This window comes from Stenotrophomonas sp. YJH_SMC_37 (assembly GCF_059370035.1).
Genome location: NZ_JCAFTG010000005.1, coordinates 222,122 through 247,358, shown reverse-complemented (window position 1 = coordinate 247,358; position 25,237 = coordinate 222,122). Strand labels below are relative to the sequence as shown.

Here is a 25,237-nt window from a genome sequence, read left to right as displayed (position 1 = left end):
CCGGCACGCGTGCGCGGTGCATGGCCACTATGCGAACGGAACATGAAACCTTCTTTACGAAAAACCAACGAACGACGCAGGCCCCCGTGCGTGTCCTGCTACCCGATAGAAAAGGGGCCGGATCCCACTCGCGAACGAAGGTTCACCGGCCCCGCGCACTCCGTGGGGAGGGCTCACCCCATGTACAGGCCACCGTTGACCGGATAGTCGGCGCCGGTCACGTACGAGGCTTCATCCGAGGCCAGCCACGCGCACAGGCCGGCCACTTCTTCGGGGCGACCCAGGCGGCGTACCGGCACCGAGGCTGCCAGCCGGTCCAGTACATCCGGCGGGAAGCTGCTGATCGCCTGGCTGGCGATGTAGCCCGGCGACAGCGTGTTGACGGTGACGCCGCGCGAAGCCACTTCGGCGGCCAGCGCACGGCTGAAGCCATGCATCGCGGCCTTGGCGGTGGCGTAGTTGACCTGGCCGATCTGGCCCTTGTGGGCGCTGACCGAGCCGATGTTGATGATGCGGCCCCAGCCGCGCGTGGCCATGCCGTCGACCACCTGCTTGGTGAGGTTGAACAGCGCGTTGAGGTTGGAGGCGATCACCGCGTTCCAGTCCTCCACCGTCATCTGGCGGAACAGCAGGTCGCGGCTGCCGCCGGAGTTGTTGACCAGTACATCGACCTCACCGACTTCGGCGCGGACCTTGGCGAACGCCGCGCTGGTCGAGGCCCAGTCGGTCGCGTTGCCTTCGGAGGCGATGAAGTCGAAGCCCTGTTCGCGCTGCTCGCGCAGCCAGTTGGCCTTGCGCGGCGAGTTCGGCGCGCAGCCGGCAACCACGGTGTGGCCGCTGCGGGCCAGGCTCTGGCAGATGGCAGTGCCGACACTGCCCATTCCACTGGTGACGTAAGCGATTCGAAGCGTCATTGCAGAAGGCTCCTTGGCAAAGGGTCAGGCGGCAAGGGGATACAGGCCGAACAGCAGGCTGCCGATCATCAGCAGCATCGAGATGGCGATGGCCCACTTCAGGGTGAACTTCTGGTGGTCGGCGAATTCGACCTTGGCCAGGCCCACCAGCAGGTAGGTGGACGGCACCAGCGGGCTGAGCAGGTGCACCGGCTGGCCGGCCAGCGAGGCGCGCGCCATTTCCACCGGGGTGATGCCGTAATTGCCGGCGGCCTCGGACAGGATTGGCAGCACGCCGAAGTAGAACGCGTCGTTGGACATGAAGAAGGTGAACGGCATCGACGCCACCGCCGTGATCACCGCCAGGTGCGGGCCCCACGATTCCGGAATCACGGCCAGGAAGCTGTGCGACATCGCCTCCACCATGCCGGTGTTGTTGAGGATGCCGGTGAAAATGCCTGCGGCGAAGATCAGTGACACCACCGACAGCACGTTGCCGGCGTGGTTGACCACGCGGCGGCGCTGCTCGGCCAGGTTCGGATAGTTGATCACCAGGGCGATGGCGAAGCCGACCATGAACAGCACCGGCATCGGCAGCACGCCAATGATCAGCGCGGTCATCAGCGCCACGGTCAGTGCCAGGTTCACCCACAGCAGCTTCGGCCGCTTGATGTCTTCGGCATCTTCCACGGTCGGCAGCGCGTTGCTGTCGTCGGACACGCTGTTGTCCATCCAGCTGCCGCCCTTGGGCAGGGTCACAACACCCAGGCGACGGCGTTCCTTCAGGCCCAGGTACCAGGCCAGCAGCAGCACGCCGGCACAGGCGATCACCATCGACGGGATCAGCGGCACGAACACGTCGGCCGGGTCCACGTGCAGCGCGGTGGCCGCGCGTGCGGTCGGGCCGCCCCACGGGGTCAGGTTCATCACGCCGCCGGCAAGGATGGTCACGCAGGTCATGTTCAGCGCGTTCATGCCCAACCGCTGGTACAGCGGCAGCATCGCCGAGACGGTGATCATGTAGGTGGTCGAGCCATCGCCATCGAGCGAGATCAGCATCGCCAGCACCGCGGTGCCAAGCACGATCTTCATCGGGTCGCCCTTGACGAAGCGCAGGATCACCCGCACCAGCGGATCGAACAGGCCGGCGTCGATCATCACCCCGAAGTAGAGGATGGCGAACATCAGCATCACGCCGGTGGGTGCGATCTTCTTGATGCCCTCCAGCATCATCTCGTCGATGCCGGCACCGAAGCCACCGATCAGCGCGAACAGGATGGGGATGGTGATCAGGGCGACGAGCGGCGACAGGCGCTTGCTCATGATCAAGTACATGAACGTAATGACCATGCCAAAGCCGAGGATGCTCAGCATCATCTGCGGACTCCTTGCGAAAACAGGACGTGGGGAGTGGAAGGGGCCCGGGCGGAATGCCCGGAATGTCGGGCCTAGAAGTCGTACTGCAGGCGGCCGGTGACCGCGCGCGTGCGGTCCACCGTCACCCCGGCCAAGCGGTCGCGGTTGCGGCTTTCGATCACGTTGAGCATGAAGCGCAGGTTGTCGCGCAGGTACCAGTTGCCACCCAGCGTCCAGGCTTCGGTGCTGCCGCGACGCAGGTCCGGCGCACCGTCGAGATGCTGCGCGCCCCACATCTGGTCGTAGCGCAGCGCCACTTCGAAGGCCCCGGCCTTGTGGCGGATGTCCTTCACCCGCGCGAAGCGGCCGGTCTTGCGATCGTAGGCACGGCTTTCGCCGGTGACGAACCAGCTGAGCATGCCGTAGGCCGCCATTACATCGCCACGCTGGGCGCCGTCGTCGAAGGTGGCGCCACTGAACTCGCCCTGCCACGACAGCGGGCCGCGCACCTGCGCGTATTCCAGCGACCACTTGTTGACGTCGGTATCGCGGCCGGCGGAGAAGTCGACCAAGGTCAGGCGGCTGTTGTCGGACAGATGGCCGGCCGGGCGCGGGCGGATACGCAGGCCGGGCACGCCGTTGGCGCCGGGATTGTCGTAGGCCTCGCGGGCCAGCGACAGGCCCAGGTGCAGCACGTCGCCGTCGCTGGGCGAGGGTGCCCAGGTGACGCGGCCACCCGCCGCACGGCCCTTCACCTGCCAGGCGTCGATGCTCTCCAGGCTGTAGAGGCTGGCCGCCCAGGTGAAGTCACCGGGGTTGGCCTGCCAGGACGCACCCAGGCGGTACAGCGGCGCCAGCGTGGTGCCGGCGTTGCCGCGCTCCAGGAAGCTGCCGTAGTTGGAGCTGGTACGGTCATCCAGCGAGAAGTACTGCTTGAACTGGCCGACGGTGAGCTTGCCGGCCTTGCCGAAGCTGCGCGCCAGGTACACGTCCTTGGCCTCGACGCGGTCGCCGGAGAAATCGGCTTCCAGCTTGTAGTCGACCACGAAGAACTTGCCGGACACGTCAACCCACGCACGGCGGATTTCGGTGTCGTCCTTGTTCGGGGTGCCCCGGTTGTCATTATCGAAGGTGGCGAAGTCCAGGTGCAGGCGGCCACCCAGGGTGGCGGTGACCGGACGGTCGTCTTCGGCAGCGAAGGCCGGCGCCGACAGGACAGCCAGCGCCATCATGGCGGCAGGACGCCGCCAGGCAAACGTGAATTCCACAAACCCTCCCAGGTGCGCGCCAGGCGCGCGGCAATCGTGGGCACCGGACGGTGCGCGGCCGCAGTCTGGGTCGCCGTAGCTGTCATCGTCCTGTCAGCGGTTTGTGCGGTGCAGCGTAAATGGTCGCCAGGCATGGCCCGGCGGGCGGCCCCGGCGTCATGCGGTAGCATTCGCTTCCCCTCCCACCATCGTGCCCATGCGCCTGCTGCTGGTCGAAGACAACCCGGATCTGGCCGATGCGATCATCCGCCGCATGCGCCGCAGTGGGCACGCCGTGGACTGGCAGGCCGATGGCCTGGCCGCCGCCAGCGTGCTGCGCTACCAGAGCTTCGACCTGGTGGTGCTGGACATCGGCCTGCCCAAGCTCGATGGCCTGAGCGTGCTGGCCGGCATGCGCGAGCGCGGTGACAGCACGCCGGTACTGATGCTGACCGCGCGTGATGGCATCGAGGATCGCGTGCAGGCGCTGGATGTGGGCGCCGACGACTACCTGGGCAAGCCGTTCGATTTCCGCGAGTTCGAAGCGCGCTGCCGTGTGCTGCTGCGGCGTGCGCGTGGCCAGGCCAGCGAAGTGGTGCAGATTGGCGGCTTCCAGTTCGACAACGCTGCGCACCGGGTCAGCCTCGACGGCGAACCGATCGAACTGCCCAATCGCGAGTACCGCCTGCTGGAGATCCTGGTCGGCCGTCTTGGCCAGGTGGTCGGCAAGGACGAGATCGGCAACGGCCTGTTTGGTTTCGATGACGAAGCGGGCCCGAACGCCATCGAGTTGTATGTTGGCCGCCTGCGGAAAAAGCTGGCCGGCGCACCGCTGCGCATCACCACGGTGCGCGGTGTCGGCTACCTGCTGGAAGCCAGCGATGGCAGCGCCGACGCCGATGGCTGACGCACGCGCTGCGAACGCCGCACCGGGTTCGCTGCGGCGCACGCTGCTGCTCTACCTCGGCGCGCTGCTGGCGGTATTCGCGGTGGCGCTGCTGTTCGCCGCGCGCGACTATGGCCAGCGTGCGGCAAACCGTTCCTACGATCACCTGCTGGTGTCTTCGGCGCTGTCCATCGCCGATTCGGTGGCGCTGGTCGACGGCCAGTGGCAGGTCGATCTTCCCTATGCGGCGCTGGACCTGCTGGCGATGGCCCCGGAAGACCGCGTGTTCTATCGGGTGGCCGACAGCCGCGGCAACCTGATCACAGGTTATGGCGATCTGCCGTCGCCGCCGCGCCGTCCGGGCACGCAGCCGCAACTGTTTGATGCGGCGTACAGCGGCGAGACCGTGCGCTTCGTGGTGGTCGGCCGCAGTTTCGCCGCGGCCTCGGCGCAGGGCGAGGTGCAGGTGCAGGTGGGCCAGACCCGGCGTGCGCGCGAAGCCGTCGCGCAGGACATGGTCAATCGCGCACTGCTGGCGATCGGCGTGCTGTCCGGCCTGCTGCTGGCGCTGGTGGCGTTTGGCGTGCACCGCGCGTTCCGCCCACTGGTGCGGGTGGAACGCGAGCTGTCGCGCCGCGAACCGTCCGACCTGAAGCCCCTCGACGCGCGCGTGCCGCGCGAGATGGACCAGATGGTGGCGGCGTTGAACCGCTTCATGGAACGCCTGTCCAGCAGCAACGAGACACTGCGCGCATTCATGGCCGAGGCCGCGCACCAGATGCGCACGCCGTTGGCTGCCCTGCGCGCGCAGGCACAGCTTGCGCTGGACGACGACGACCCCGAAGACATGCGGCGCAGCCTGCAGGCGATCGAGCGCAATGCCACCCACATGAGCCGGTTGCTGAACCAGCTGCTCAGCGATGCCAGCGTGATCCATCGTTCGCATCTGCAGCGCTTTGCAGCGGTGGACCTGGCCGAGACCGTGCACCAGGCCCTGCATGAAGCGCTGCCGCAGGCCGGTCCGGCGCCGCGCGTGCAGTTGGCGATGACCGCCGAACCGGCACTGGTGCACGGCGATGCGCTGCTGCTGCGCGAGGCGATCAAGAACCTGGTCGACAACGCACTGAAGTACGGCGGTGACGGCGACCTGCAGATTGCCCTTACCGTGGAAGGCGAGCAGGCCGTGCTGACCATCGCCGACCACGGCGCAGGCATCGCCCCGGCCGATGCCGAGCGCGTATTCGAGCGTTTCGCACGTGGCGAAGGCGCGCCCTCAGGTGGTGCCGGGCTGGGCCTGGCCATCGTCAAGCGCGTGGTCGACAGCCATGGCGGCCGCATTGACCTGAGCAACCGCCCGCAGGGCGGGCTGGTCGCCACCATCCGCCTGCCACGGAGCAGTCCATGATCCGCCTGTTCGCTGCTGCCGTTGCCTTGCTGCTGGCCCTGCCGGTACTGGCCGCGCCCGGCGACGTACGCCGTTTCCCGGCCCAGGCAAAGGCCACTGCGCAGCTGCGCATTCACGGCACCACCGACATCGAAGTGTTCGCGGTGGTGATCGCCGATTACCAGCGCCTGCATCCCGGCACCGAGGTGGTGTACGAGGACATCATCACCCAGGACCTGTACGCGCGTTACCTGCACGACCGCGCCGGACCGGCATCGCCGGACCTGCTGATCTCCAGCGGCATGGATCTGCAGACCAAGCTGGTCAACGATGGCCACGCGCTGCCACACCGTTCGGCGCAGACCGCCGCACTGCCGGCCTGGGCACAGTGGCGCAACGAGGCGTTCGGTATCAGCTACGAGCCGGTGGTGATGGTCTACAACACCCGCATGCTGCCGGCCGCGAAGGTGCCGCACACGCGTCGGCAGCTGCTGGACCGGCTGCGCGCCGAGGGAGCACCGCTGCGCGGCAGGGTCGGCACCTATGACATCGAGCGCAGCAGCGTCGGCTACCTGCTGTCTACCCAAGATGCGCAGCGTGGCAGCATCGCCGGTGCGTTGCTGGGCGCGCTGGGTGACAACGACGTGGTGCGCGAGGAGCGCACCGGCGTGCTGCTGGACAAGGTGGCCAGCGGACAGCTGTCGCTGGTCTACAACGTGCTCGGCTCCTACGCGCAGGCGCGCGTCGATGCGGGTGCCCCGCTCGGCATTGTGGAGCCCGAGGACTACACGCTGGTGGTGCTGCGTACCGCAGTGATCCCGCGTACCGGCCCACACCCGGAAGAAGCCCGGCGCTTCCTCGACTACCTGCTGTCGCCACGCGGCCAGCAGGTGCTGTCGCGCGAGGCACGGCTGATGCCGATCGTGACCGGCAACGCGCGCGGCGATGATGCGCCGGGCCGCAGCCGCCGCCCGATCCAGCTCGGCCCGGGCCTGCTGGTGTACCTGGACGCGCTCAAGCGTCGCCAGTTCCTCGATGCCTGGCGCAGCAGCGTCGAGCCGGCCGGGCGCTGAGGCGGCGACCTGCCCGTACAATGGCGGCATGAGCGAATACACCATCCTGATCGCCGATGACCACCCGCTGCTGCGTTCGGCGGTGGTGCAGTCGTTGCGGCAGAGCCTGCCGCTGGCGCAGGTGCGCGAAGTCGCCAGCGCCGAGGCATTGGCCGAAGCGCTGGATGCCCACCCGGATGTGGACCTGGTGCTGCTGGACCTGACCATGCCCGGCGCGCACGGTTTCTCCGCGCTGCTGCACGTGCGCGGCTCGCATCCGGACATTCCGGTGGTGATCCTCTCCTCCAACGACCATCCGCGGGTGATCCGTCGTGCCCAGCAGTTCGGCGCGGCGGGTTTCATTCCAAAGTCTGCTCCGGCCGAGACCATCGGCGAGGCGGTGCAGGCGGTGCTCGATGGTGGCCTGTGGTTCCCGGCGATGGCCGCCGAACGCTCCGAGGCCGACGCACTGCTGGCCAGCCGCCTGGCCCAGCTGACCCCGCAGCAGTTCCGTGTGCTGCTGTGCCTGGCCGATGGCCTGCTCAACAAGCAGATCGCCTACACGCTGGGGTTGGCCGAGAACACGGTGAAGGTACATGTCACTGCGATCCTGAAGAAGCTCGAATGCCACAGCCGCACACAGGCAGCGGTACTGGTGAAGGCGCTGGAGCCTGAGGGCGACGCCGGCATCGGGTTGTAGTTTCCGGCCAACGGCGCAGCCCCTCGTGGGTGGGTTTGGGTTGGTCGCTGAAAGCAGAAGCTGCGACCGGCCTCTGACAGATTTCGGTGGCCTGCCACCCACGGAGAAGAAAAAAGATCAAAAGCAAAAGCAGGCTGTCAGGCCGCCTTTTGTAGAGCCGAGCCCACGCTCGGCTTCGCGGACCGGCCGGAAAGCAGCCGAGCATGGGCTCGGCTCTACACGAGCAAGCGCAGCGCGCGACCCGCTTTTGATCTTTTTTCTTCTCCGAGGGTGGACGCGCACGGAACGTGTCAGTGGCCGGGTAGATGGGCTGCACAGGGACGTACTTGCAGCGCCCCCTGTGCAGCCCATCTACCCGGCCCCACCGATGAACTGCTTTGCGCGACCACCCACGAGGGGCTGCGCTGTTGGCTGGAAACTATCCGCGATGCCGGATCAGCAACTGACTCATCAGCGCCCGCAGCGCCGGCGGCTTCACCGGCTTGGCCATCATTCCCCAACCGCGTTCGGCAGCCATCTCACGCAATCCCGCATCGCGCTCGGCGGTGACCAGCACCACCGGCGGACGGGCCTGCCACAGCTTTGCCAATGTCTCGTACAGCACCGGGCCATGGTGGTCACCCATGCGCACATCCAGCAGCACCAGCTCTGGCACCGCGCCTGTTGCCGCCAGCTGCAGCGCCGCCTGCGGGCCGTCGGCCAGCGCCACCTCGCAGCCCCAGCGCTCCAGCAGCGCGCGGCTGGCGGCGCAGACGTGCGGATCGTCGTCGATCACCCACACCCGGCGACCGCGAAGCGGGTTGTCCGCGGCCGGTTCCTGCATCAGCACCGGCACAGGAGCAGTAGCGGGAATCGCGCTGGCTTCGCCGAACGGCACGCCCACCGCGAACACGCTGCCCCGGCCCAGCTGCGAGCGCAGGCGGATCGGGTGGCCGAGCAGCCGACCGATGCGGTCGACGATCGCCAGGCCAAGGCCGGCGCCGCGCTGCTGGCCGTCGTGCAGGCGGCGGAACTCCTCGAAGATCTCGCCCTGCAGCGCATCGGGAATGCCGGGGCCCTGGTCGTGAACTTCGATCCACAGCAGGCCTTCGCGGCGACGGCAGCCGAGCAGCACGCGGCCACGTTCGCTGTAGCGCAGTGCGTTGGACAGGAAGTTCTGCAGGATGCGGCGCAGCAGCGCTTCATCGCTGACCACCACCGCAGCGGTATCGACCCAGTCGACCACCAGCCCACGTGACTGCGCGGCGATGCCGAACTCGCGTGCCAGCGTCTGCAGCAAAGGCCCGAGCCGGAACGCCTGTACGCGCGTGGGCAGGCTGCCCGATTCCAGGCGCGCGATATCCAGCAGGCTGTTGAGGATCGCATCCTGCGCGGCCAATGCAGCATCGATGTGGTCGCTGGTCTGTTGCTGCGCCGGGTCACTCAGCTTGCCGCGCAGCACCGAGACGAACATGCGCGCCGCGTTGAGGGGCTGCAGCAGGTCGTGCACGGCCGAGGCAACGAAACGGGTCTTGTAGCGGTTGGCCTGCTCGGCTTCGCGGCGTGCTTCGTCCAGGTCGCGGGTGCGTTCGGCGATGCGGTGTTCCAGCGCATCGGCCAGGGAGCGCAGTTCGCGCGCGGCGTTCTTGTAGCTGGTGATGTCGGCATAGCTGGTGACGAAGCCGCCGTCAGGCAGCGGATTGCCACGGATCTCCAGCACCGTGCCGTCGTCCTTCTCGCTCTCGCGCATGTGCGGGCGGCCGCTGCGCAGGTGGTTCAGGCGACGCTCGATTGCTTCATCGACGGGGCCCGGACCGAGCAGGCCACGGCGTGCGTTGAAGCGGAACAACTCCTCGATCGGCCGGCCCACGCGGACCAGGTCTGCCGGGAACCGGAACAGTTCCAGATAGCGCGAATTCCACGCGACCAGGCGCAGTTCGCGGTCGATCACCACCACGCCCTGCGGCAGGTGTTCGAGGCTGCGGCTGAGTCCGCTGTCGGCGTCGGTGGCCGCCTGCAGCAGGCCATCCTGTGCGGTGCGCAGTTCCTGTGCATGCTGCTTGAGCAGGGTTTCCAGTTCGCGGCGGCTGCGCAGGCGATGCTTGGCCAGGCGTCGGCGCTGCTGCACGAACAGCACCAGGAAGCCCAGCGCCAGCCACGCGGCACCGCCGGTGAGTGCGGCCGCGCGGCCGGCGGCGGTGGCGGCGCCGGCGTCGTGCAGCAGATGCAGGTTCCAGCCTTCGGCGGGCAGCGGCAGGCTTTGCCACAGCATCGGCTGCGGCAGTACGGGATCGAGCAGGCGCACCATGCGGCCACCATCGGCAAGCACGTCTTCAGTACGCGCGCGCAATGGCTGCAACGCGCGGTCGGCGTATTGGCGGGCGTCCAGCATTTCGCGGCGCTCATCGGCGCCCAGCGGGCGCAGCAGGCGGTAGCGCCAGCTGTCACGGTTGGCCAGGAACACCACGTCATGGTCGTCGCTGGCCAGCACCACGTCCGGGCTGCTCAACCATTCCTGTTCCAGCGCCGACAGCTCGACCTTGATCACCACCACGCCGAGCCGCTTGCCACCTTCCTCGATGGCCTGCGACAGGTAGTAGCCGGGTACGCCGGTGGTCATGCCGATGCCGTAGAAGCGGCCGCGGCCCTGCGCCAGTGCCTGCCGGTAGTAGGGGCGGTAGCTGTAGTTCTCGCCGACGTTGCTGGTCGGCTGGTCCCAGTTGCTGGCCGCCACTGCCACGCCGTCGTGGCCGACCAGGGTCAGGGTCGAGGCACGGGTGACTTCATTGGCGCGTTGCAGCTTGAGGTTCAGCCGCTGCTGTTCGGTGGGCGAGGGCGGCACACGCAGGGCGTGCAGCAGATCCGGATCCAGCGCCAGTACCTGCGGCAACGTGCCGAAGCGGTCGATGCGCTGCTGCAGGCCCTGGCCGTACAGCTGCAGCTGGCGTTGCACCTGGCTGCTTTCCTCGCCGAGGGCGCGCCGCCAGGCGTAGTGGCCGGCGGCGACCGCACACAGCACGGTGCCACCGACCATCACCAGGAGGGTCAGCAACAGCATCCGGTGGCGGCTGAGCCGGTACATGGCGGCAGTCTACGCAGGGCCGGCGGGCGTGACGTGCACGCCCGCCGGGGTCTGACGTGGAAGGGGTCAGAAGTGCATCTGCGCGCGCAGTTCGAAGATCTCCGGCGTGCTGTGCACACCGCGACGGCTGGCGTCGACCTTCACATAGTTGGCCTGGAACTTGAAGTGGCTGGTCAGGTACCAGTTCGCGCCCAGGGTCAGGTCGTGCTGGCGGCCACCAAGGATGCTGCCATCGTCGAGGTCCAAGCGGCTGTAACGGGCCACCAGTTCCACCGCGCCGTAGTCGTGCGCCGGCTTGATGTTGGCCACGGCACCTGCGTTGTACGGGCGCGACTCGCCGGTCAGCACCCAGCTGGCCATCGCGTACTGGCCGCTGCCGGTGTAGTCGGGCTTGCCGTCATGGCGGGTGACCGTGGCACGCAGGGCTTCGGCCTGCAGCGAGAACGGACCGCGGATCCAGATGCCTTCCAGGCCGGTGCGGCGGATCTGGTCGGCGGTGACCAGCGCGCCGGAATCGACATAGCGGATGTCGGTCAGGCCGGCTTCCGGGCGTGCACGCAAGCGCGCGCTGGCCTCGTGGTGCACGTCACGGCCATCGCTGTAGCCGCGCGGATTCTCCTGCGAATAGGCCAGGCCCAGGTGAATCACGTCACCCGGCGCCTTCACCGGGGTCCACACCGCACGCACGGCCTGGGTGGTGCCGGGGTTGTCACCCTGCAGGTCCTTGCCGCCATAGGCGCCGGCCTGCAGCAGGTACTGCGGGCGCTCCAGCACCCATTCCACGCCGGTGCGGCGGCCGGCGTAGAAGGCCTGCACGGGCAGCGCGGTTTCCAGGAAGCTGCCGGCGCGCGAAGAGGTGTTCGCGTCCAGGCCGACCGGGGTCTTCATGTAGCCGAAGCGGAAGCGGCCGATGTCGCGGCCGAAGAAGGCCTTGCTTTCAAAGCGCACGAACACGTCCAGCCAGGTATCGGACTGGAAGTCGTAGTAGACCATCGCGTCGTAAACGCCCTTCTTCTTCAGCGTCGCACCGAACTCCTTGCGACGCACCGCGTCGTCATCCTCCAGGCCACTGCCCGAGGAGAAATCGTTGTAGTCGTAGGCGATGTTGGCGGTAGCGGCCAGTTCGGTGCCGTCGCCGAAGGCGTACTTGGTCGGCCAGTTGTCGAAATCGGCGGCCGAGGCGAAGGCGGGAAGGGCGGCCAGCGACAGGGCCAGCAAGGTGGGATTCGGGCGCATGTTGGGTGCGGCTCTCTCGGATTGCGTGTGGACAGGACAACAACGGCCGCAGGGGCCGAAACTTTCGCAAGGACGCGCCCGGCCGTTCAGCCCGGGCCACCGGCCTTCCCGTGTCTGGGCGGTGTGGCGCCAGTGTAGGCACCTGCGCCACCTGAACCGGGGGGCTAGTACCAATAGGTTATCTGCGCCGACGTGCCCAGCGCGTACAAAGGCGTCCATTGGTCGCACCTCCTGCGCGTGCAGCACAGGGCGATCAGTTTCCACGGTAGCGGTTCCCGTGCAGTCCCGGGGCCGTACGTGCCTGAAAACGCCCCTTCCGGAGTCCGCCATGCACATCCCGACCGCAGCCCCGGCGCCTGCAAAGCCGTTGCCGATCTATCGCCAGCTGTACTTCCAGGTGATCGTGGCGATCGTCCTCGGCGCCATCCTCGGCCACTACGAACCGTTGGTGGGCGAAAAGATGAAGCCGCTGGGCGATGCCTTCATCAACCTGGTGAAGATGATCATCGCACCGGTGATCTTCCTGACCATCGTCACCGGCATCGCCGGCATGACCCACCTGCGCACGGTGGGCCGGGTGTTTGCCAAGGCGATGGCGTACTTCCTGTTCTTCTCCACGCTGGCGCTGATCGTCGGCATGATCGTGGCGCACGTGGTGCAGCCCGGCGCCGGCATGAACATCAACCCGGCCGAGCTGGACCAGACCGCGGTGCACAGCTACGTCGAAAAGTCGCATGACCTGACCCTGGTCGGCTTCCTGATGGACATCATCCCGAAGACGCTGGTGAGCGCCTTCGTCGATGGCAACATCCTGCAGGTGTTGTTCATCGCGGTGCTGTTCGGCATCGCGCTGGCCTCGGTGGGCGAGAAAGGCAGGCCGATCGTGAACTTCCTGGAGGCGCTGGTCGCCCCGGTGTTCAAGCTGGTGCACATCCTGATGAAGGCCGCCCCGATCGGTGCCTTCGGCGCGATCGCCTTCACCATCGGCAAGTATGGCGTCGGCTCACTGATCAACCTGGCCTGGCTGGTGGGCTCGTTCTACCTCACCGCCTTCCTGTTCGTGGCGGTGATCCTGGGCCTGGTCTGCCGACTGTGTGGCTTCTCGGTGTTCAAGCTGGCGCGCTACCTGAAGGCCGAGCTGCTGCTGGTGCTGGGCACCTCTTCGTCGGAGTCGGCGCTGCCGTCGCTGATGGAGAAGATGGAACGCGCCGGCTGCAGCAAGTCGGTGGTGGGCCTGGTGGTCCCGACCGGCTACTCGTTCAACCTGGACGGCACCAACATCTACATGACCCTGGCGGCACTGTTCATCGCCCAGGCCACCAACACCGAACTGACCCTGGGACACCAGATCGCCCTGCTGCTGGTCGCGATGCTCAGCTCCAAGGGCGCGGCCGGTGTCACCGGCGCCGGTTTCATCACCCTGGCCGCCACCCTGGCCGTGGTGCCGGAGGTGCCGGTGGCCGGCATGGCGCTGATCCTGGGCGTGGACCGCTTCATGAGCGAATGCCGCTCGCTGACCAATTTCATCGGCAATGCGGTGGCCACCGTGGTGGTCTCGCGCTGGGAAGGTGCGCTGGACCGCAACCGCCTGCAGCTGGCGCTGGACGGCCGCGAGAGCGAACTGCCGCCGCCGGTCGATGCGCTGCCCGAGGCGCTGCCGGCCAAGGGCTGATCCAGGTGTGTGGTACCGCGGGGCCGGCCACGACAGTGGTACGGCCCCGCGGCGTTTCAAGGCGTCCCATGACTGTCATGGGCAACGCCGATGCTGGTCTGGGGCCCCGCCGCATACGGCACGGAATTGTGCGGTCGCAGCATGGCTGCGACAGGATAGCGACAGGTCCAGACGCTCCAACGGGGGTATGATCCCCTGTCCCTTCTGCCCATTCATGTAACCCACATCGATGTCCAACGAAGATTTCAAACAGGCCGCCCTCGATTACCACCGGATGTCCCCCCCGGGAAAGATCAAGGTTTCCGCTACCAAGCCCATGCTGACGCAGCGCGACCTGTCGCTGGCGTATTCGCCGGGCGTGGCGTATGCCTGTGAAGCGATCAAGGCCGACCCGCAGCAGGCCAGCGAGCTGACCGCCCGCGGCAACCTGGTGGCGGTGATCTCCAACGGCACCGCGGTGCTGGGCCTGGGCAACATCGGCGCGCTGGCCGGCAAGCCGGTGATGGAAGGCAAGGGCGTGCTGTTCCAGAAGTTCGCCGGCATCGATGTGTTCGACATCGAAGTGGATGAAACCGACCCGGACAAGCTGGTCGACATCATCGCCTCGCTGGAGCCGACCTTCGGCGGCATCAACCTGGAAGACATCAAGGCGCCGGAGTGCTTCGTGGTCGAGCGCAAGCTGCGCGAGCGCATGAAGATCCCGGTGTTCCATGACGACCAGCACGGTACGGCGATCATCGTCGGCGCAGCGGTGCTCAACGCCATGGCGATCACCGGCAAGAAGATCGAGGACGTGAAGCTGGCGACCACGGGCATGGGCGCCGCCGGCATTTCCTGCGTGAACATGCTGGTGCAGCTGGGCCTGAAGCCGGAAAACATCCTGGCCTTCGACCGCGAGGGTGTGATCCACACCGGCCGTACCGACCTGGACCCGGAAAAGCAGCGCTATGCGCGCGATACCGACAAGCGCACCCTGGCCGAGATCGTCGACGGCGCGGACATCTTCCTGGGGCTGTCGGCACCGGGCATCCTGACCGCCGAGATGGTCAAGACCATGGCCCCGGATCCGGTGATCTTCGCGCTGGCCAACCCGACTCCGGAAATCATGCCGGAGGTGGCGCGCGCCGCCCGTCCGGACGCGATCATCGGCACCGGCCGCTCGGACTACCCGAACCAGGTCAACAACGTGCTGTGCTTCCCGTACCTGTTCCGTGGTGCGTTGGACGTGGGCGCGACTGCGATCAACGAGGAAATGAAGATCGCCTGCGTGCGTGCCATCGCCGCGCTGGCGCGCCGCGCGGCCACCGACATGGGCTCGGCCTATGGCGGCGAGACCCCGAGCTTCGGCCGTGAATACCTGATCCCGCGTCCGTTTGACCGCCGCCTGCTGGTGGAGCTGTCGGCGGCCGTGGCCCAGGCCGCGATGGACTCGGGCGTGGCTTCGCGCCCGATCGAGGACATGGGCGCCTACCGCGACAAGCTGGCCCAGTTCGTCTACCGCACCAGCCTGATGATGAAGCCGGTGTACGACCGCGCGCGCAGCGACAAGCAGCGCGTGGTGTACGCCGAGGGCGAAGAGGAAGTGGTGCTGCAGGCGGTGCAGAACGTGGTCGATGACGGCCTGGCGCATCCGATCCTGATCGGCCGCCCGGAAGTGATCGAGTCGCGCATCGAGCGCCTCGGCCTGCGCCTGAAGATCGGCGAGAACGTTGAAGTCACCAACATCAACGACGACCCGCGCTTCAACGAATACTGGCAGTACTACCACGGCCTGACCGGCCGCCGTGGCGTGACCGTGGCCGCGGCGAAGAACCTGATGCGTTCGCGCCCGACCCTGATCGCAGCGGTGATGGTGGCCCGTGGCGAAGCCGATGCGATGCTGACCGGCATCGTCGGCCGCTTCCACAAGAAGCTGGGCTACGTGCGCAGCGTGCTGCCGCTGGAGCCGAAGGTCACCTCGACCTCGGCGATGACCGGCGTGATCAACCAGCAGGGCGTGTTCTTCTTCGTCGATACCCACGTGCAGGAAGACCCGACCGCCGAGCAGCTGTGCGAAGCAACCCTGCAGGCGGCCTACCGCATGAAGCTGTTCGGCATCGAGCCGAAGGTGGCGCTGCTTTCGCACTCCAACTTCGGCAGCCACGATTCGAAGGATGCACTGAAGATGCGCCAGGTGCGCGAGCTGCTGCTCAAGCGCAACCCGCGCCTGAACGTGGATGGCGAAATGCAGGGCGACACCGCATGGGATGAAGCGCTGCGCCAGAAGCTGCTGCCGGGCTCGACCCTGCAGGGCCGAGCCAACCTGTTCGTGCTGCCGAACCTGGAAGCGGCCAACATCGCCTACAACCTGGTGCGCGTGTTCACCGACGGCGTGGCGATCGGTCCGATCCTGATGGGCGTGAACAAGCCGGTGCACATCCTGACCACCAGCGCGACCTCGCGCCGGATCCTGAACATGACCGCGATTGCGGCGGTCGATGCGCAGATCCGCAAGCAGATCGAAGCGGAAAAGAAGGCGTAAGCCTTCGTTCCGCTGCGATCTGCAGAAACGCGCCCTTCGGGGCGCGTTTCGTTTCCGCCCAGCGGAAACGGGTAGAGTCGACTGTTAGTCGACTGCCTTTCCTACAACCACCGAAAATCCCGCGCGATCGCGCGATAGTCGACTAACAGTCGACTCTACCGGTCCCGATGCCGGTCCCACCGCTGCCACACGCGCTACGCACCCCGGTCATTTCCCTGCAACGCCGCTGCGGCCCAATACGCCCACGCGGCCTGGCCGTGGGAAGGGACCGGACCGGCCTCCCCACCCTGGGCCCGACCAACTTTCCATGGACGAGGGTGTCATGCGCAATCGAGTGACGCGGCGGTACTTCCAGCAGTTGTTCGCGCTGTACGCCGGCTTCGTGCAGTCGCGCTGAGGCCGCGATGCGGTAGCGCCGGGCAATGCCCGGCGAACGTAAAGTGCGTTGGGGCTCAGCGCCGCTTGCCGCGGCGCGCTGGTGCCGGCGGCGGTGCATCCGAACGCGGCTTGGCATACTGCGTCCACAGCGCAGGCAGTGCCTTGCCGGTGTGCTTCTGCCACAGCACCGGTGCATAGCGGCCGTCGCGCAGGGCCTTGTCCAGTGCCAGCACCAGGCCCGGATGTTCGGCGTCGGCCCATTTCAGGAACGCACCGGTGACCCGGTAGCCGCTGTCGAAGTTCTGCCCCGTCTCGACCTTGCCCGGCAGTGCCCAGCCCGCAGCGGCATTGTCCATGCCGTAGCGGTCGCGTGCGTAGTCGGCGATGCCCTCCACCAGCCAACCCGGCACCCGTGCGTCGCCATAGCCCGGATAGCCCTGCACGATGTGCATGGCCTCATGGGTGACCAGGTCGATGTCGTTGGGGTGCTGCGCAAGCCAACCCGGGTTGATGGTGATCGTTGCGGCCTGGTCCTTGTCACCGACGAAGGCGATGCCGGTGTAGGCCGGGTCGATCACGATGCGCACCATCGCCGGCGCGGCCGGGTGGAAGTCCGCACGTTCGCGCAGGTAGGCGAAGAAGAACGTATCGATCACCCGCTTGCGCTGCGGCGCGGCCAGGGCGCCACGGGCGTCCTGGTAGTTCAGCGTCACGCCGTCGCGGGTCAGCTGCGTATCGAACGCCTGGGTCTGGCCGAAACTGGAGAAGGACAGGGCAACAAGGGCCAAGGGCAGAAAACGGAAGCGCATGCCGCTCATTGTACGGTGCCGGCCGCCAGCAGTTCGATCTCCGCCAGCGGCAGCCGTGCCGGTGCCGCCAGGCGCAGGCGGTATTCGCTGTAGCGACCGGGTTTTGCAATGCGGAATGGACGGGTCTGGCGGGCGGATTCGAAGTCTTCGCCGCTGCGCTGGTCGAGCACGGCCCAGCTGCCGCTGCCGTTGCGCGCCTCCAGTGTCCACTCACCGCCCTGGATACGGCTGTCACCGCTGGTCAGCGTGTACATCGTCGGGGTGCCCTCAGCCAGGCCGGCCAGCGCGATGGTTGCACCGCCGCCCAGGCCCACCGTCGTGCCGGCATCGTCATCGACCAGCGCGGGCAGGGCGCGGCCATCGGCCAACGTCGCCTTCGCGCCGCTGCCGAGCAGGTCGTGCAGCAGCTGCGGGCGCTGGCCGCGTGCGGTCAACGAGCGCGGCACATCATCCACGCCACTGCCCCAGCGCGAGGGACGGGGGCCCATCACGAAGTCGAGGGTCGCGCCCTTGGCGATCAGCTCGTGCGGCACCCAGGTCTTCGTCCACGGTTTGCCGTTGATCGTCAGCGACTGCACGTAGACGTTCTCACGCGAGTTGTTGGCCGCGTTCACGGTCAGCACGGCACCACCCTGCAGTTCCACGCGCGCATGTTCGAAGGCCGGCGAGCCGATCACGTACTCCGGTGCGCCCATGCGCAGCGGGTACAGGCCCAGCGATGCCAGCACGTACCACGCCGAGGTCTCGCCGTTGTCCTCGTCACCGGGATAGCCCTGGCCGATCTCACTGCCCACATACAGCCGCGACAGGATCTCGCGCACATGCTGCTGGGTCTTCCACGGCTGCCCGGCGTACAGGTACATCCACGGGATGTGGTGCGCCGGCTGGTTGCTGTGCGCGTACATGCCCATGCGCACGTCGCGCGCTTCGGTCATCTCGTGGATGGTGCCGCCATAGGAGCCGGCCAGTGCCGGGTCGGCGGTTTCCGGCGTGGCGAAGAAGGCATCCAGCTTCGCCGCCAGCTTGTCGCGGCCACCGTACAGCGCGGCCAGGCCTTCGCCATCGTGGGCGGCGGTGAAGGCGAAGGTCCAGCCATTGGATTCGGTGTAGTCGTGGCCCCATACGCGCGGGTCGTAATCCTTGGCGTCCACGCGCCAGCGGCCATCGGCCTTGCGGCCCTGGAAGAAGCCGGCGGCCGGGTCGAACATGGTCGCGTAGCTGGCGGCGCGATAGCGGAAGTACTCGGCCTCGGTGCTGTAGCGCTCGCGTGCAGCCGGCGTGGTGGCGCGCTTGGCCAGTGCATCGGCCATGTTGGCGATGCCGAAGTCATTGAGCGCGCCTTCCATCGTCCATGACATGCCTTCGTGCACGTCCGCGCTGGCGTAGCCACGGAAGGTCGAACGGTCCATGCCCTTGCGGCCGACATGACGGTCGGGCGGGACCACGGTCGCGTTCTTCAGCGCGGCGGCGTAGGCCTCGGCCGGATCGAAGCCGCCGATGCCCTTCAGCCAGGCATCGGCGAAGGCCACGTCCGAGCTGGTGCCGACCATCAGGTCGGCGTAGCCCGGCGACGACCAGCGCGCGATCCAGCCGCCGGCGCGGTACTGCTCGATGAAGCCTTGCACCAGCTGGCCGGCATCGTCGGGCGTAAACAGCGCATAGGCCGGCCAGGTGGTGCGGAAGGTATCCCAGAAGCCGTTGTTGACGAAGACCTTGCCGTCGCGCACGGCCGCATAGCTGCGGGTCGCGCTGCCATCGGTGTTGTCATCGCTGGCGCTGGCCTGGTTGGCGTAGCGCCAGTCGGGTAGGGCCGCGCTGCCCACGTTTTCATGGCCGGAGTTGGGGTACAGGTACAGCCGGTACAGGCTGGAGTACAGCGTGGTCTTCTGGTCGTCGCTGGCGTTGCCGATGTCGAAACGGGCCAGGCGCGCGTCCCATGCATCCTGCGCACGGCTGGCCACGCTCTCCAGCGTATCGGCAGCGCTGATTTCCAGTGCCAGATTGTGCCGCGCCTGCTCGACCGAGATCAGCGAGGTGGCGATGCGCATCGTCACCCGCCGGTCGCTGCCGGCGTCGAACTTGATGTAGCCGGTCGGGCGGCCGGTGTCGAGGCGGCCGCTGCTGCGCCACGGCTTGTCGAAGCTGGCCACCACGTACATGCGGCTGGCTCCGTTGGACAGGCCGCTGCGCGTATCGGTGTAGCCGGACAGCGTCTGCGTGGCGGCGTCCAGGGTCAGGCCACCGCGCGCATCGACATTGTCGAACAGCAGGTTGGCGTCGCCGCCCTCGGGGAAGTCGAATCGGAACAGTGCGGCATGATCGGTCGGCGCGATGGCGGCAGCGATGCCATTGTCAAAGCGCACGTCGTAACGGTACGGGCGGGCGCTTTCGTGGCGGCGGTCGAACGACAGCGCGCGTTTGCGGCGGTCGGCGTCCGGCGCGCCACGGCTGGCCGAAGGCATCACCTGGAAGGTCTGGCGGTCGCCCATCCACGGGCTGGGCTGGTGGCTCAGTGCCAGCGCCTGCAGCTGCGGGCGGTTCTGCGCATCGTTCTGTTCGTTCCAGCGGTACAGCCAGTTCAGTGCGCCGGCATCGGTCACCGGGGTCCAGAAGTTGAACCCGTGCGGCACCGCCGTGGCCGGGAGGTTGTTGCCGCGCGAGAACGTTCCGTTGGCCTGGGTGCCGCGTGTGGTCAGCACCCAGTCCGAGACGCGCTGCGGCTGCTGGCGCGGCTGCGCATCCAGGCATACGTCGTCGATCCAGCCGGAGACCGGCGCACCTTCGGCACTGGCCACCTCCAGCTCGATCGCCACCACGCGGCGGCCTTTCAGCGCGGGCACGTCGCCCAGCCGCACCGCCTTGCGCGCCCACTGCTGTGGGTACAGCGTCTTCGACTCGCCCTGCGCATGGGCGCCAAGGGCCACGCCATGCTGGTCGCGTGCCGTGCCAGCCGAAACGCGGCTGCCATCGTCCAGCAGCAGGTCCAGCGATACATAGGTCGAGGCGACGGTGTCCTTGCCGACGATTTCCGGCAGCACCAGCCACGACAGCGTGGTATCGGCCTCGATGGGCAGGTCGGCCTTGAACAGTTCGCGCCGCGCGCTGCCGCCTTGGCTGCTGTAGCGCAGCGCATGCAGGCCGCTGTAGCCGGCGTTGCGCTTGGCGGCGTAGGGCGCGGCCGGTCCATTGCCGATCGTGACCTGAAGCGCACTGGTGGCCTGCGCCGGGACAGGCTCGCCCGGTTCGAACGAGGTGTGCAGCCCCTGCGCCAGCGCCGGCATCGCAGTGGTCACGCAGGCCAGGGCCAGAGCGAGCGGAAGCAGGGCGCGGCGTGGATCAGACAGGGTCATGCAAGGGTCTCCCGAGAGGCAGGCGGCAGGCAGAACCCGCATCGGCGGACACCACGGACAGCATCGCTCCGCCCGCCGGGAGGGCAGTGGAAGAGGCGATGCCGGTCCGGTGGGGGCGGGCCATGCGATCGGGTCGGATTGGGGTGGGCCGATTCACGGCCTGGCCCGATCCTGCAACAGCGGCAGCAGCCTGACAAGTGCCATTTAGTTCGATCCAAATGCGGCAAATTTCGCAGTCGGCGGGTTTCCAGCGTGAACCCGCTGGATCGATTGAAGGATTTCCGCCAGTGCGAGGCCTTGGATCTGCCGCGCAACCGCGCAAGGAGACGCCCTGCGGCGGGCAAAGACCTGTTGTTGCGCAATGTCGGGGCGGCCCGGATGCTAGAATCACAGGCCTCGCAACCCGTTCATCGACATCCGCCATGAGCCATACCGCCACTGCGCCCGCCAACGCCGAGAAGCGCTACACCGTGCACCGCAGCGATCTGCCGCTGAGCTGCCCGACCCCGGAAATGGCGCTGTGGAACTCGCATCCGCGCGTATACCTGCCGATCGAGGACGAGCCCAATGGCGAAGCGCAGTGCCCGTACTGCGGTTCCGTGTTCGTGCTGGCCGACTAAACGGCGGCCCCTTCGATGCGCCGATTGACCGTGGTGCAGTTGCTGCCGGCGCTGCACTCCGGCGGTGTCGAGCGCTCGACCCTGGAAATCGCTGCGGCCCTGGTCGCTGCCGGCCATCGTGCGCTGGTGGTCTCCGCCGGTGGCCGCCTGGTGCAGCCCCTGCTCGATAGCGGTGCCGAGCACCTCACCCTCGACATCGGCCGCAAATCGCTGCTGACGCTGCGCCACCTGCCGACCCTGCGCCGCCTGTTCGCTGAAGTCGGCGCGGACATCGTGCACGCCCGTTCGCGGCTGCCGGCATGGCTGGGCCTGTACGCGATCCGTGCCATGCCCGCCGCCCAGCGCCCGCACTGGGTAACCACCGTGCACGGGTTGAATTCGCCCAGTCGCTACAGCGCGGTGATGACCAGCGGTGAACGCGTGATCTGCGTGTCCAACACCGTGCGCGACTACGTGCAGCGGCACTATCCGACGGTACCCGAAGCGAAGCTGCAGGTGATTCCGCGCGGCGTCGATGTCACACAGTTTCCGCGCGTGGCCCGCGCCGACCGCCGGCCACGACTGGCGCTGGCAGCCGACTACCCGTGGCTGGCGCAGGTTGGGGGCCCGCTGCTGCTGCTGCCGGGGCGGGGCACCCGGCTGAAGGGACATGCCCATGCGCTGCAATTGCTCGCCGATGTACGTGCAGCTGGTGTGCCGGCACAGCTGTGGATGCTGGGCACCGATGAACCGGGCCGCGAAGCCTACGTGGCCGACCTGCGCCGGCAGGCCACTGCCTTGGGCGTGACCGACGCCGTGCAGATCAGCACGCCGACCGCGCGCATCGCCCAGGCCTATGCAGCCAGCGATCTGGTGCTGCAGCTGTCGGACAAACCGGAAGCGTTTGGCCGCACCGTGGTCGAGGCGCTGTCGGTCGGCCGTCCGGTGCTGGGCTGGGATCATGGTGGCGTCGGCGAACTGCTTCGGCAGCTGCAGCCCGCTGGCGCGGTGCCGCTGGGCGATGCACGCGCGTTGGGTGAACGTGCGCTGGCCCTGCTGGCGCAGCCGCCGTTCCTGCCGACCCGCATCCCGTTTACGCTGCAGGCCATGCAGCGCGATACCCTCCGCCTCTATGCCGACCTCGCTGGCTGACTCCGCCGTCACCGTGCGCGACGACCGCGCCGGGCGCTGGGCGCCGTGGTGGGTGCTGACGTACGTAGCACTGTGGCCATTGCCGGGCATCGCGGAGACCGTGCTGGGCCTTGGCGCGGTCTACGCCGCCGCGCGCATGGTCATGCGCCGCCTGCAGCGCCGCCCGCATCTGTTGAGCACGGCAGCGTGGGCGCTGACCTCCATCCTGTTCCTCGGCTATTGGCTGCCGCAGGCGTTCTCGGCGTTTGATGCAATCGATCCGGCAGCGTCGTGGACGAAGGCGGCTGCCGGCCTGCGCTACCTGCCCTTCATGTGGCTGGTGGCGATCGCGGTGGCCACGCCGGAACGCAGGCGGCTGACCTTCGGTGGCCTGGCGCTGATCACCGGCGCATGGACGCTGGATGCGCTGGTGCAGGCGCTGGCCGGAACCAGCCCGTGGTTCTGGTCGCTTGAGCAGCTGAAGCTTGCGGTGAGTGGTCACGCGTTGTGCCCGGCCACTGAGGCAGCCGTGGTCGATCGCCTCAGTGGGGCACTCGGGCCGTGCAACCTGAAGTTCGGCCAGGTCCTGGCCAGTCTCTCACCGTTCCTGTTGTTGCCGCTGGCGCGTCGCTTTGGCAATCCGGGTTGGGTACTGGCCGCGGCGGCGCTGGGCTGCGTGCTGCTGCTGGCCGGCTCGCGCGCGTCGTGGATCACCTTCGCGCTGGTGCTGGCCTACAGCGGCGTGCGCCAGTTCGGTGTGAAGCGGATGCTGCTGCTGGCGCTGCTCGGCGTGCTGGGCGCCGGCGTGCTCACCGCAGGCGTGCCGCAGCTGCGCGAACGCCTTGCGCGTACCGCGATGGCGTGGGATGGAAGCGAACGCGGTGTCGACGAGGCACTGTCGGGGCGCGCGCGTATCTGGGAAGCCGCCGTCTGCATGATCGAAGAACACCCGTTCAACGGCGTCGGCGCACGCGGTTTCCGCGATGCCTATCCCGCCTGCGTGGCCGAAGAGGGGCTGGCGGTATGGGGGGATGCTCCCGCCCTGCACGCGCATCAGATCGTGCTGGAAATCCTGGCAGAAACCGGGGTGATCGGCCTGCTGCTGTGGCTGGCAGCCGTGGCCCAGGCCTGGCGGGCCTGGCGCTATGCACCGACGGCCGCGCGTGACCGGGCCCGCCCTGCGATGCTGGCGCTGGCGGTCACCGTGTTCCCGCTCAACACGCATCTGGCGTTCTATTCCGCGTTCTGGGGCGGCCTGACCGTGCTGCTGGCAGCCCTGTTCGCCGGCAGCCTGCTGGCCCGCGACGCAGATGATTCCCCGCCGGTGAAGTGACCGCGCATCCGCGCATGGTAGGGATCAACCATGGAGTCGATCAGTAGATCCACGCCATGCGTGGATGAGGCTTTCCCGACCTGAACACGGTGACATCTCCACTATCGGTGCCCCGGCAGTTCGCGCACGCTGGAGGCATGGCCAGCCCCAGACTCCGCTACGGTCGGTATTCCCGAACCGGCAACGTGTACTCATTGACCACGGCAACCCTTGGCCGTGAACCGTTATTCGCCGATGCGGCGAACATGGCGATCCTAATCGACACCCTGCGCTTCGTCGAGCGTAGGGGCTTCAGCCACAGTCTCGCCTGGGTGGTGATGCCTGACCATCTGCACTGGTTGATGGAACTGCGCAGTGGAACCCTGGCCGAGTGCATGGCCCTGCTCAAATCACGCAGCAGCCGACTGCTGAACCGGCGATTGGAGCGACGAGGGGCGCTGTGGCAGCACGGTTACCACGATCATGCCGTACGCAGCGATGAATCCCTTCATGAGAAGGCGATGTACATCCTGGCCAATCCGGTCCGTGCGGGCCTGGCCGGCACGTTGGGTGAGTACCCGCACGCATGGTGCCGTTGGCCGTTGTAGGTGCCGGCACCCGGATTAGAGCATCCACGCATGGCGTGGATCTACTTCAGAATGCTCCGCGTCATCAAATTCACGCCATGCGTGGACGAAACCCTCCCGCCCCACCGTTATTTGTAGAAATCACTCCGGCCGCCGGGCTGGCGCTTGAAGCGGCGGTGGATCCACAGGTACTGGTCGGGAGCCTCGCGCACCATCGCTTCGATGGCCTGGTTGACCCGCGTGGTATCGGCTTCCACATCCTCGCTGGGAAAGTTCTCCAGCGGCGCGCCGATCTTCAGGAAGTACTTCCCGCCCTCGCGGCGGTGGAAGTAAGGAATCACCGCACAACCGGTCATCCGCGCCAGCTGGTGGGTGGCGGTAATGGTGGATGCGGTATGGCCGAAGAAGGGCACGAACACGGTGTCCTTGCCGCGCATGTCCTGGTCCGGCGCGTACCAGAGGAAGCCGCCCTTCTTCAGGTGGCGCACGGTCGCGCGGATGTCCTCGTTGGCGAACATCGCCTTGGCATAGCGCAGGCGGCCGAACTTCACCGCCCACTCGTACACCGGGTTCTTGTGCTTGCGGTACATGCCTGAAAGATCGACGTAGTCGCACAGCAGGCGGCCGCACATCTCCAGGGTCATGAAATGGCCGGACACCAGCAGTACGCCGCGGCCTTCGGCCTGCATCCGCCGCAGATGTTCCAGGCCTTCGATCTGCACCTGTGGGCGGATGCGGTCGATGCTGCCCCACCACGCGCGGATGCACTCGAACACGCCCACACCCAGTGCGTCGAAGCTGTCGCGCACCAGGCGCTGGCGCCACGCTTCGTCCTTTTCCGGGAAACACAGCCGCAGGTTGACTTCGGCGGCGCGACGGCGGCTGCCGAGCAGGCGCCAGCTGATCCAGCCCACGCCACGACCGAGCGCACGCTGCAGCATCCACGGCAGGCGGGCGATGGCGAAGGCGCCGAGCATGGCGGCGAACATCGGCCAGTTGCGGGGATCGCGCAGCGACGGACGGACGGCGGTGGTGGCATCGGACATGGCGCCATTCTACCAAC

The 25,237-nt window shown here is 67.5% G+C and carries 18 protein-coding genes; 10 read left to right on the top strand and 8 right to left on the bottom strand.

Annotated elements, in window-relative coordinates; genetic code table 11:
- Nucleotides 1-173: 173 nt before the first annotated feature.
- The 3 genes from phbB to AC5P8J_RS09915 all read right to left on the bottom strand — a co-directional run bounded on the left by phbB (nucleotide 174) and on the right by AC5P8J_RS09915 (nucleotide 3,481).
- On the bottom strand, nucleotides 174-914 hold the full coding sequence (phbB, locus tag AC5P8J_RS09925; RefSeq protein ID WP_005419193.1) for an acetoacetyl-CoA reductase: 741 nt from the start codon (nucleotides 912-914) through the stop codon (nucleotides 174-176).
- Nucleotides 915-938: 24 nt separating this feature from the next.
- Entirely contained in the window at nucleotides 939-2,267 is a 1,329-nt protein-coding gene (locus AC5P8J_RS09920) for a CitMHS family transporter (protein WP_227854059.1), read from the bottom strand.
- Between the two features lie 74 nt (nucleotides 2,268-2,341).
- Entirely contained in the window at nucleotides 2,342-3,481 is a 1,140-nt protein-coding gene (locus AC5P8J_RS09915; RefSeq protein WP_227854058.1) for an OprO/OprP family phosphate-selective porin, read from the bottom strand.
- Between the two features lie 232 nt (nucleotides 3,482-3,713).
- Here AC5P8J_RS09915 and AC5P8J_RS09910 point away from each other — a divergent pair, with 232 nt between their 5' ends.
- Genes AC5P8J_RS09910 through AC5P8J_RS09895 form a run of 4 tightly spaced genes read left to right on the top strand, consistent with a single transcriptional unit; the run spans nucleotide 3,714 to nucleotide 7,518 of the window.
- Nucleotides 3,714-4,403: a response regulator transcription factor gene (locus AC5P8J_RS09910; protein WP_227854055.1), complete on the top strand. Its 690-nt coding sequence runs from the start codon at nucleotides 3,714-3,716 to the stop codon at nucleotides 4,401-4,403.
- Nucleotides 4,396-5,787, top strand: a complete 1,392-nt coding sequence (locus tag AC5P8J_RS09905; RefSeq protein WP_031270791.1) for a sensor histidine kinase — start codon at nucleotides 4,396-4,398, stop codon at nucleotides 5,785-5,787. Before AC5P8J_RS09910 ends, AC5P8J_RS09905 begins: the two co-directional genes overlap by 8 nt.
- Nucleotides 5,784-6,839: an ABC transporter substrate-binding protein gene (locus tag AC5P8J_RS09900; protein WP_111098060.1), complete on the top strand. Its 1,056-nt coding sequence runs from the start codon at nucleotides 5,784-5,786 to the stop codon at nucleotides 6,837-6,839. Before AC5P8J_RS09905 ends, AC5P8J_RS09900 begins: the two co-directional genes overlap by 4 nt.
- Before the next feature lie 28 nt (nucleotides 6,840-6,867).
- On the top strand, nucleotides 6,868-7,518 hold the full coding sequence (locus AC5P8J_RS09895) for a response regulator (RefSeq protein WP_005414428.1): 651 nt from the start codon (nucleotides 6,868-6,870) through the stop codon (nucleotides 7,516-7,518).
- A gap of 418 nt (nucleotides 7,519-7,936) precedes the next feature.
- Here AC5P8J_RS09895 and AC5P8J_RS09890 read toward each other — a convergent pair whose 3' ends face one another.
- The gene (locus tag AC5P8J_RS09890; protein WP_227852077.1) at nucleotides 7,937-10,579 is read right to left on the bottom strand and encodes a hybrid sensor histidine kinase/response regulator; all 2,643 of its coding nucleotides are present in this window, start codon (nucleotides 10,577-10,579) and stop codon (nucleotides 7,937-7,939) included.
- 66 nt (nucleotides 10,580-10,645) lie between these two features.
- Nucleotides 10,646-11,815 carry an OprO/OprP family phosphate-selective porin gene (locus tag AC5P8J_RS09885; RefSeq protein ID WP_111098062.1) on the bottom strand — a complete coding sequence of 390 codons (1,170 nt, stop codon included), beginning with the start codon at nucleotides 11,813-11,815 and terminating at the stop codon, nucleotides 10,646-10,648.
- Between the two features lie 328 nt (nucleotides 11,816-12,143).
- On the opposite strand from AC5P8J_RS09885, the gene AC5P8J_RS09880 reads away from it, so the two are divergent.
- Complete coding sequence (locus AC5P8J_RS09880; RefSeq protein ID WP_021204354.1) at nucleotides 12,144-13,487, top strand: dicarboxylate/amino acid:cation symporter; 1,344 nt, start codon at nucleotides 12,144-12,146, stop codon at nucleotides 13,485-13,487.
- Nucleotides 13,488-13,716: 229 nt separating this feature from the next.
- The gene (locus AC5P8J_RS09875) at nucleotides 13,717-16,008 is read left to right on the top strand and encodes an NADP-dependent malic enzyme (protein ID WP_021204353.1); all 2,292 of its coding nucleotides are present in this window, start codon (nucleotides 13,717-13,719) and stop codon (nucleotides 16,006-16,008) included.
- 452 nt (nucleotides 16,009-16,460) lie between these two features.
- Here AC5P8J_RS09875 and AC5P8J_RS09870 read toward each other — a convergent pair whose 3' ends face one another.
- Both AC5P8J_RS09870 and AC5P8J_RS09865 read right to left on the bottom strand, forming a co-directional pair.
- Nucleotides 16,461-17,204, bottom strand: a complete 744-nt coding sequence (locus tag AC5P8J_RS09870; RefSeq protein ID WP_111098063.1) for a basic secretory protein-like protein — start codon at nucleotides 17,202-17,204, stop codon at nucleotides 16,461-16,463.
- Nucleotides 17,201-20,545 (bottom strand): GH92 family glycosyl hydrolase, encoded by a 3,345-nt coding sequence (locus AC5P8J_RS09865; protein ID WP_206621381.1) that lies wholly within the window; start codon nucleotides 20,543-20,545, stop codon nucleotides 17,201-17,203. The genes AC5P8J_RS09870 and AC5P8J_RS09865 overlap by 4 nt, the downstream gene beginning before the upstream one ends.
- Nucleotides 20,546-20,967: 422 nt before the next feature.
- Here AC5P8J_RS09865 and AC5P8J_RS09860 point away from each other — a divergent pair, with 422 nt between their 5' ends.
- The 4 genes from AC5P8J_RS09860 (at nucleotide 20,968) to AC5P8J_RS09845 (ending at nucleotide 24,195) form a co-directional block, all read left to right on the top strand.
- Complete coding sequence (locus AC5P8J_RS09860; RefSeq protein ID WP_005410967.1) at nucleotides 20,968-21,165, top strand: zinc-finger domain-containing protein; 198 nt, start codon at nucleotides 20,968-20,970, stop codon at nucleotides 21,163-21,165.
- Nucleotides 21,166-21,180: 15 nt separating this feature from the next.
- On the top strand, nucleotides 21,181-22,296 hold the full coding sequence (locus AC5P8J_RS09855; protein WP_019662058.1) for a glycosyltransferase: 1,116 nt from the start codon (nucleotides 21,181-21,183) through the stop codon (nucleotides 22,294-22,296).
- Nucleotides 22,277-23,608, top strand: coding sequence for an O-antigen ligase family protein (locus tag AC5P8J_RS09850; protein WP_021204349.1), 1,332 nt, complete (start codon nucleotides 22,277-22,279; stop codon nucleotides 23,606-23,608). The genes AC5P8J_RS09855 and AC5P8J_RS09850 overlap by 20 nt, the downstream gene beginning before the upstream one ends.
- 137 nt (nucleotides 23,609-23,745) lie before the next feature.
- Nucleotides 23,746-24,195 (top strand): REP-associated tyrosine transposase, encoded by a 450-nt coding sequence (locus AC5P8J_RS09845; protein ID WP_021204348.1) that lies wholly within the window; start codon nucleotides 23,746-23,748, stop codon nucleotides 24,193-24,195.
- Nucleotides 24,196-24,302: 107 nt separating this feature from the next.
- Here the strand turns inward: AC5P8J_RS09845 and AC5P8J_RS09840 are convergent, their stop codons facing one another.
- Nucleotides 24,303-25,220, bottom strand: coding sequence for an LpxL/LpxP family Kdo(2)-lipid IV(A) lauroyl/palmitoleoyl acyltransferase (locus AC5P8J_RS09840; protein ID WP_058983548.1), 918 nt, complete (start codon nucleotides 25,218-25,220; stop codon nucleotides 24,303-24,305).
- Nucleotides 25,221-25,237 lie beyond the last annotated feature (17 nt).

Excerpts from the sequence above, each read along its gene's own strand:
- AC5P8J_RS09865 (WP_206621381.1), bottom strand. The coding sequence starts at position 20,545 with ATGACCCTGTCTGATCCACGCCGCGCCCTGCTTCCGCTCGCTCTGGCC.
- AC5P8J_RS09875 (WP_021204353.1), top strand. The coding sequence starts at position 13,717 with ATGTCCAACGAAGATTTCAAACAGGCCGCCCTCGATTACCACCGGATG.
- AC5P8J_RS09890 (WP_227852077.1), bottom strand. The coding sequence starts at position 10,579 with ATGTACCGGCTCAGCCGCCACCGGATGCTGTTGCTGACCCTCCTGGTG.
- AC5P8J_RS09885 (WP_111098062.1), bottom strand. The coding sequence starts at position 11,815 with ATGCGCCCGAATCCCACCTTGCTGGCCCTGTCGCTGGCCGCCCTTCCC.
- AC5P8J_RS09855 (WP_019662058.1), top strand. The coding sequence starts at position 21,181 with ATGCGCCGATTGACCGTGGTGCAGTTGCTGCCGGCGCTGCACTCCGGC.
- AC5P8J_RS09845 (WP_021204348.1), top strand. The coding sequence starts at position 23,746 with ATGGCCAGCCCCAGACTCCGCTACGGTCGGTATTCCCGAACCGGCAAC.
- phbB (WP_005419193.1), bottom strand. The coding sequence starts at position 914 with ATGACGCTTCGAATCGCTTACGTCACCAGTGGAATGGGCAGTGTCGGC.
- AC5P8J_RS09880 (WP_021204354.1), top strand. The coding sequence starts at position 12,144 with ATGCACATCCCGACCGCAGCCCCGGCGCCTGCAAAGCCGTTGCCGATC.
- AC5P8J_RS09860 (WP_005410967.1), top strand. The coding sequence starts at position 20,968 with ATGAGCCATACCGCCACTGCGCCCGCCAACGCCGAGAAGCGCTACACC.
- AC5P8J_RS09910 (WP_227854055.1), top strand. The coding sequence starts at position 3,714 with ATGCGCCTGCTGCTGGTCGAAGACAACCCGGATCTGGCCGATGCGATC.
- AC5P8J_RS09915 (WP_227854058.1), bottom strand. The coding sequence starts at position 3,481 with ATGATGGCGCTGGCTGTCCTGTCGGCGCCGGCCTTCGCTGCCGAAGAC.
- AC5P8J_RS09840 (WP_058983548.1), bottom strand. The coding sequence starts at position 25,220 with ATGTCCGATGCCACCACCGCCGTCCGTCCGTCGCTGCGCGATCCCCGC.
- AC5P8J_RS09850 (WP_021204349.1), top strand. The coding sequence starts at position 22,277 with ATGCCGACCTCGCTGGCTGACTCCGCCGTCACCGTGCGCGACGACCGC.
- AC5P8J_RS09905 (WP_031270791.1), top strand. The coding sequence starts at position 4,396 with ATGGCTGACGCACGCGCTGCGAACGCCGCACCGGGTTCGCTGCGGCGC.
- AC5P8J_RS09870 (WP_111098063.1), bottom strand. The coding sequence starts at position 17,204 with ATGAGCGGCATGCGCTTCCGTTTTCTGCCCTTGGCCCTTGTTGCCCTG.
- AC5P8J_RS09900 (WP_111098060.1), top strand. The coding sequence starts at position 5,784 with ATGATCCGCCTGTTCGCTGCTGCCGTTGCCTTGCTGCTGGCCCTGCCG.
- AC5P8J_RS09920 (WP_227854059.1), bottom strand. The coding sequence starts at position 2,267 with ATGCTGAGCATCCTCGGCTTTGGCATGGTCATTACGTTCATGTACTTG.
- AC5P8J_RS09895 (WP_005414428.1), top strand. The coding sequence starts at position 6,868 with ATGAGCGAATACACCATCCTGATCGCCGATGACCACCCGCTGCTGCGT.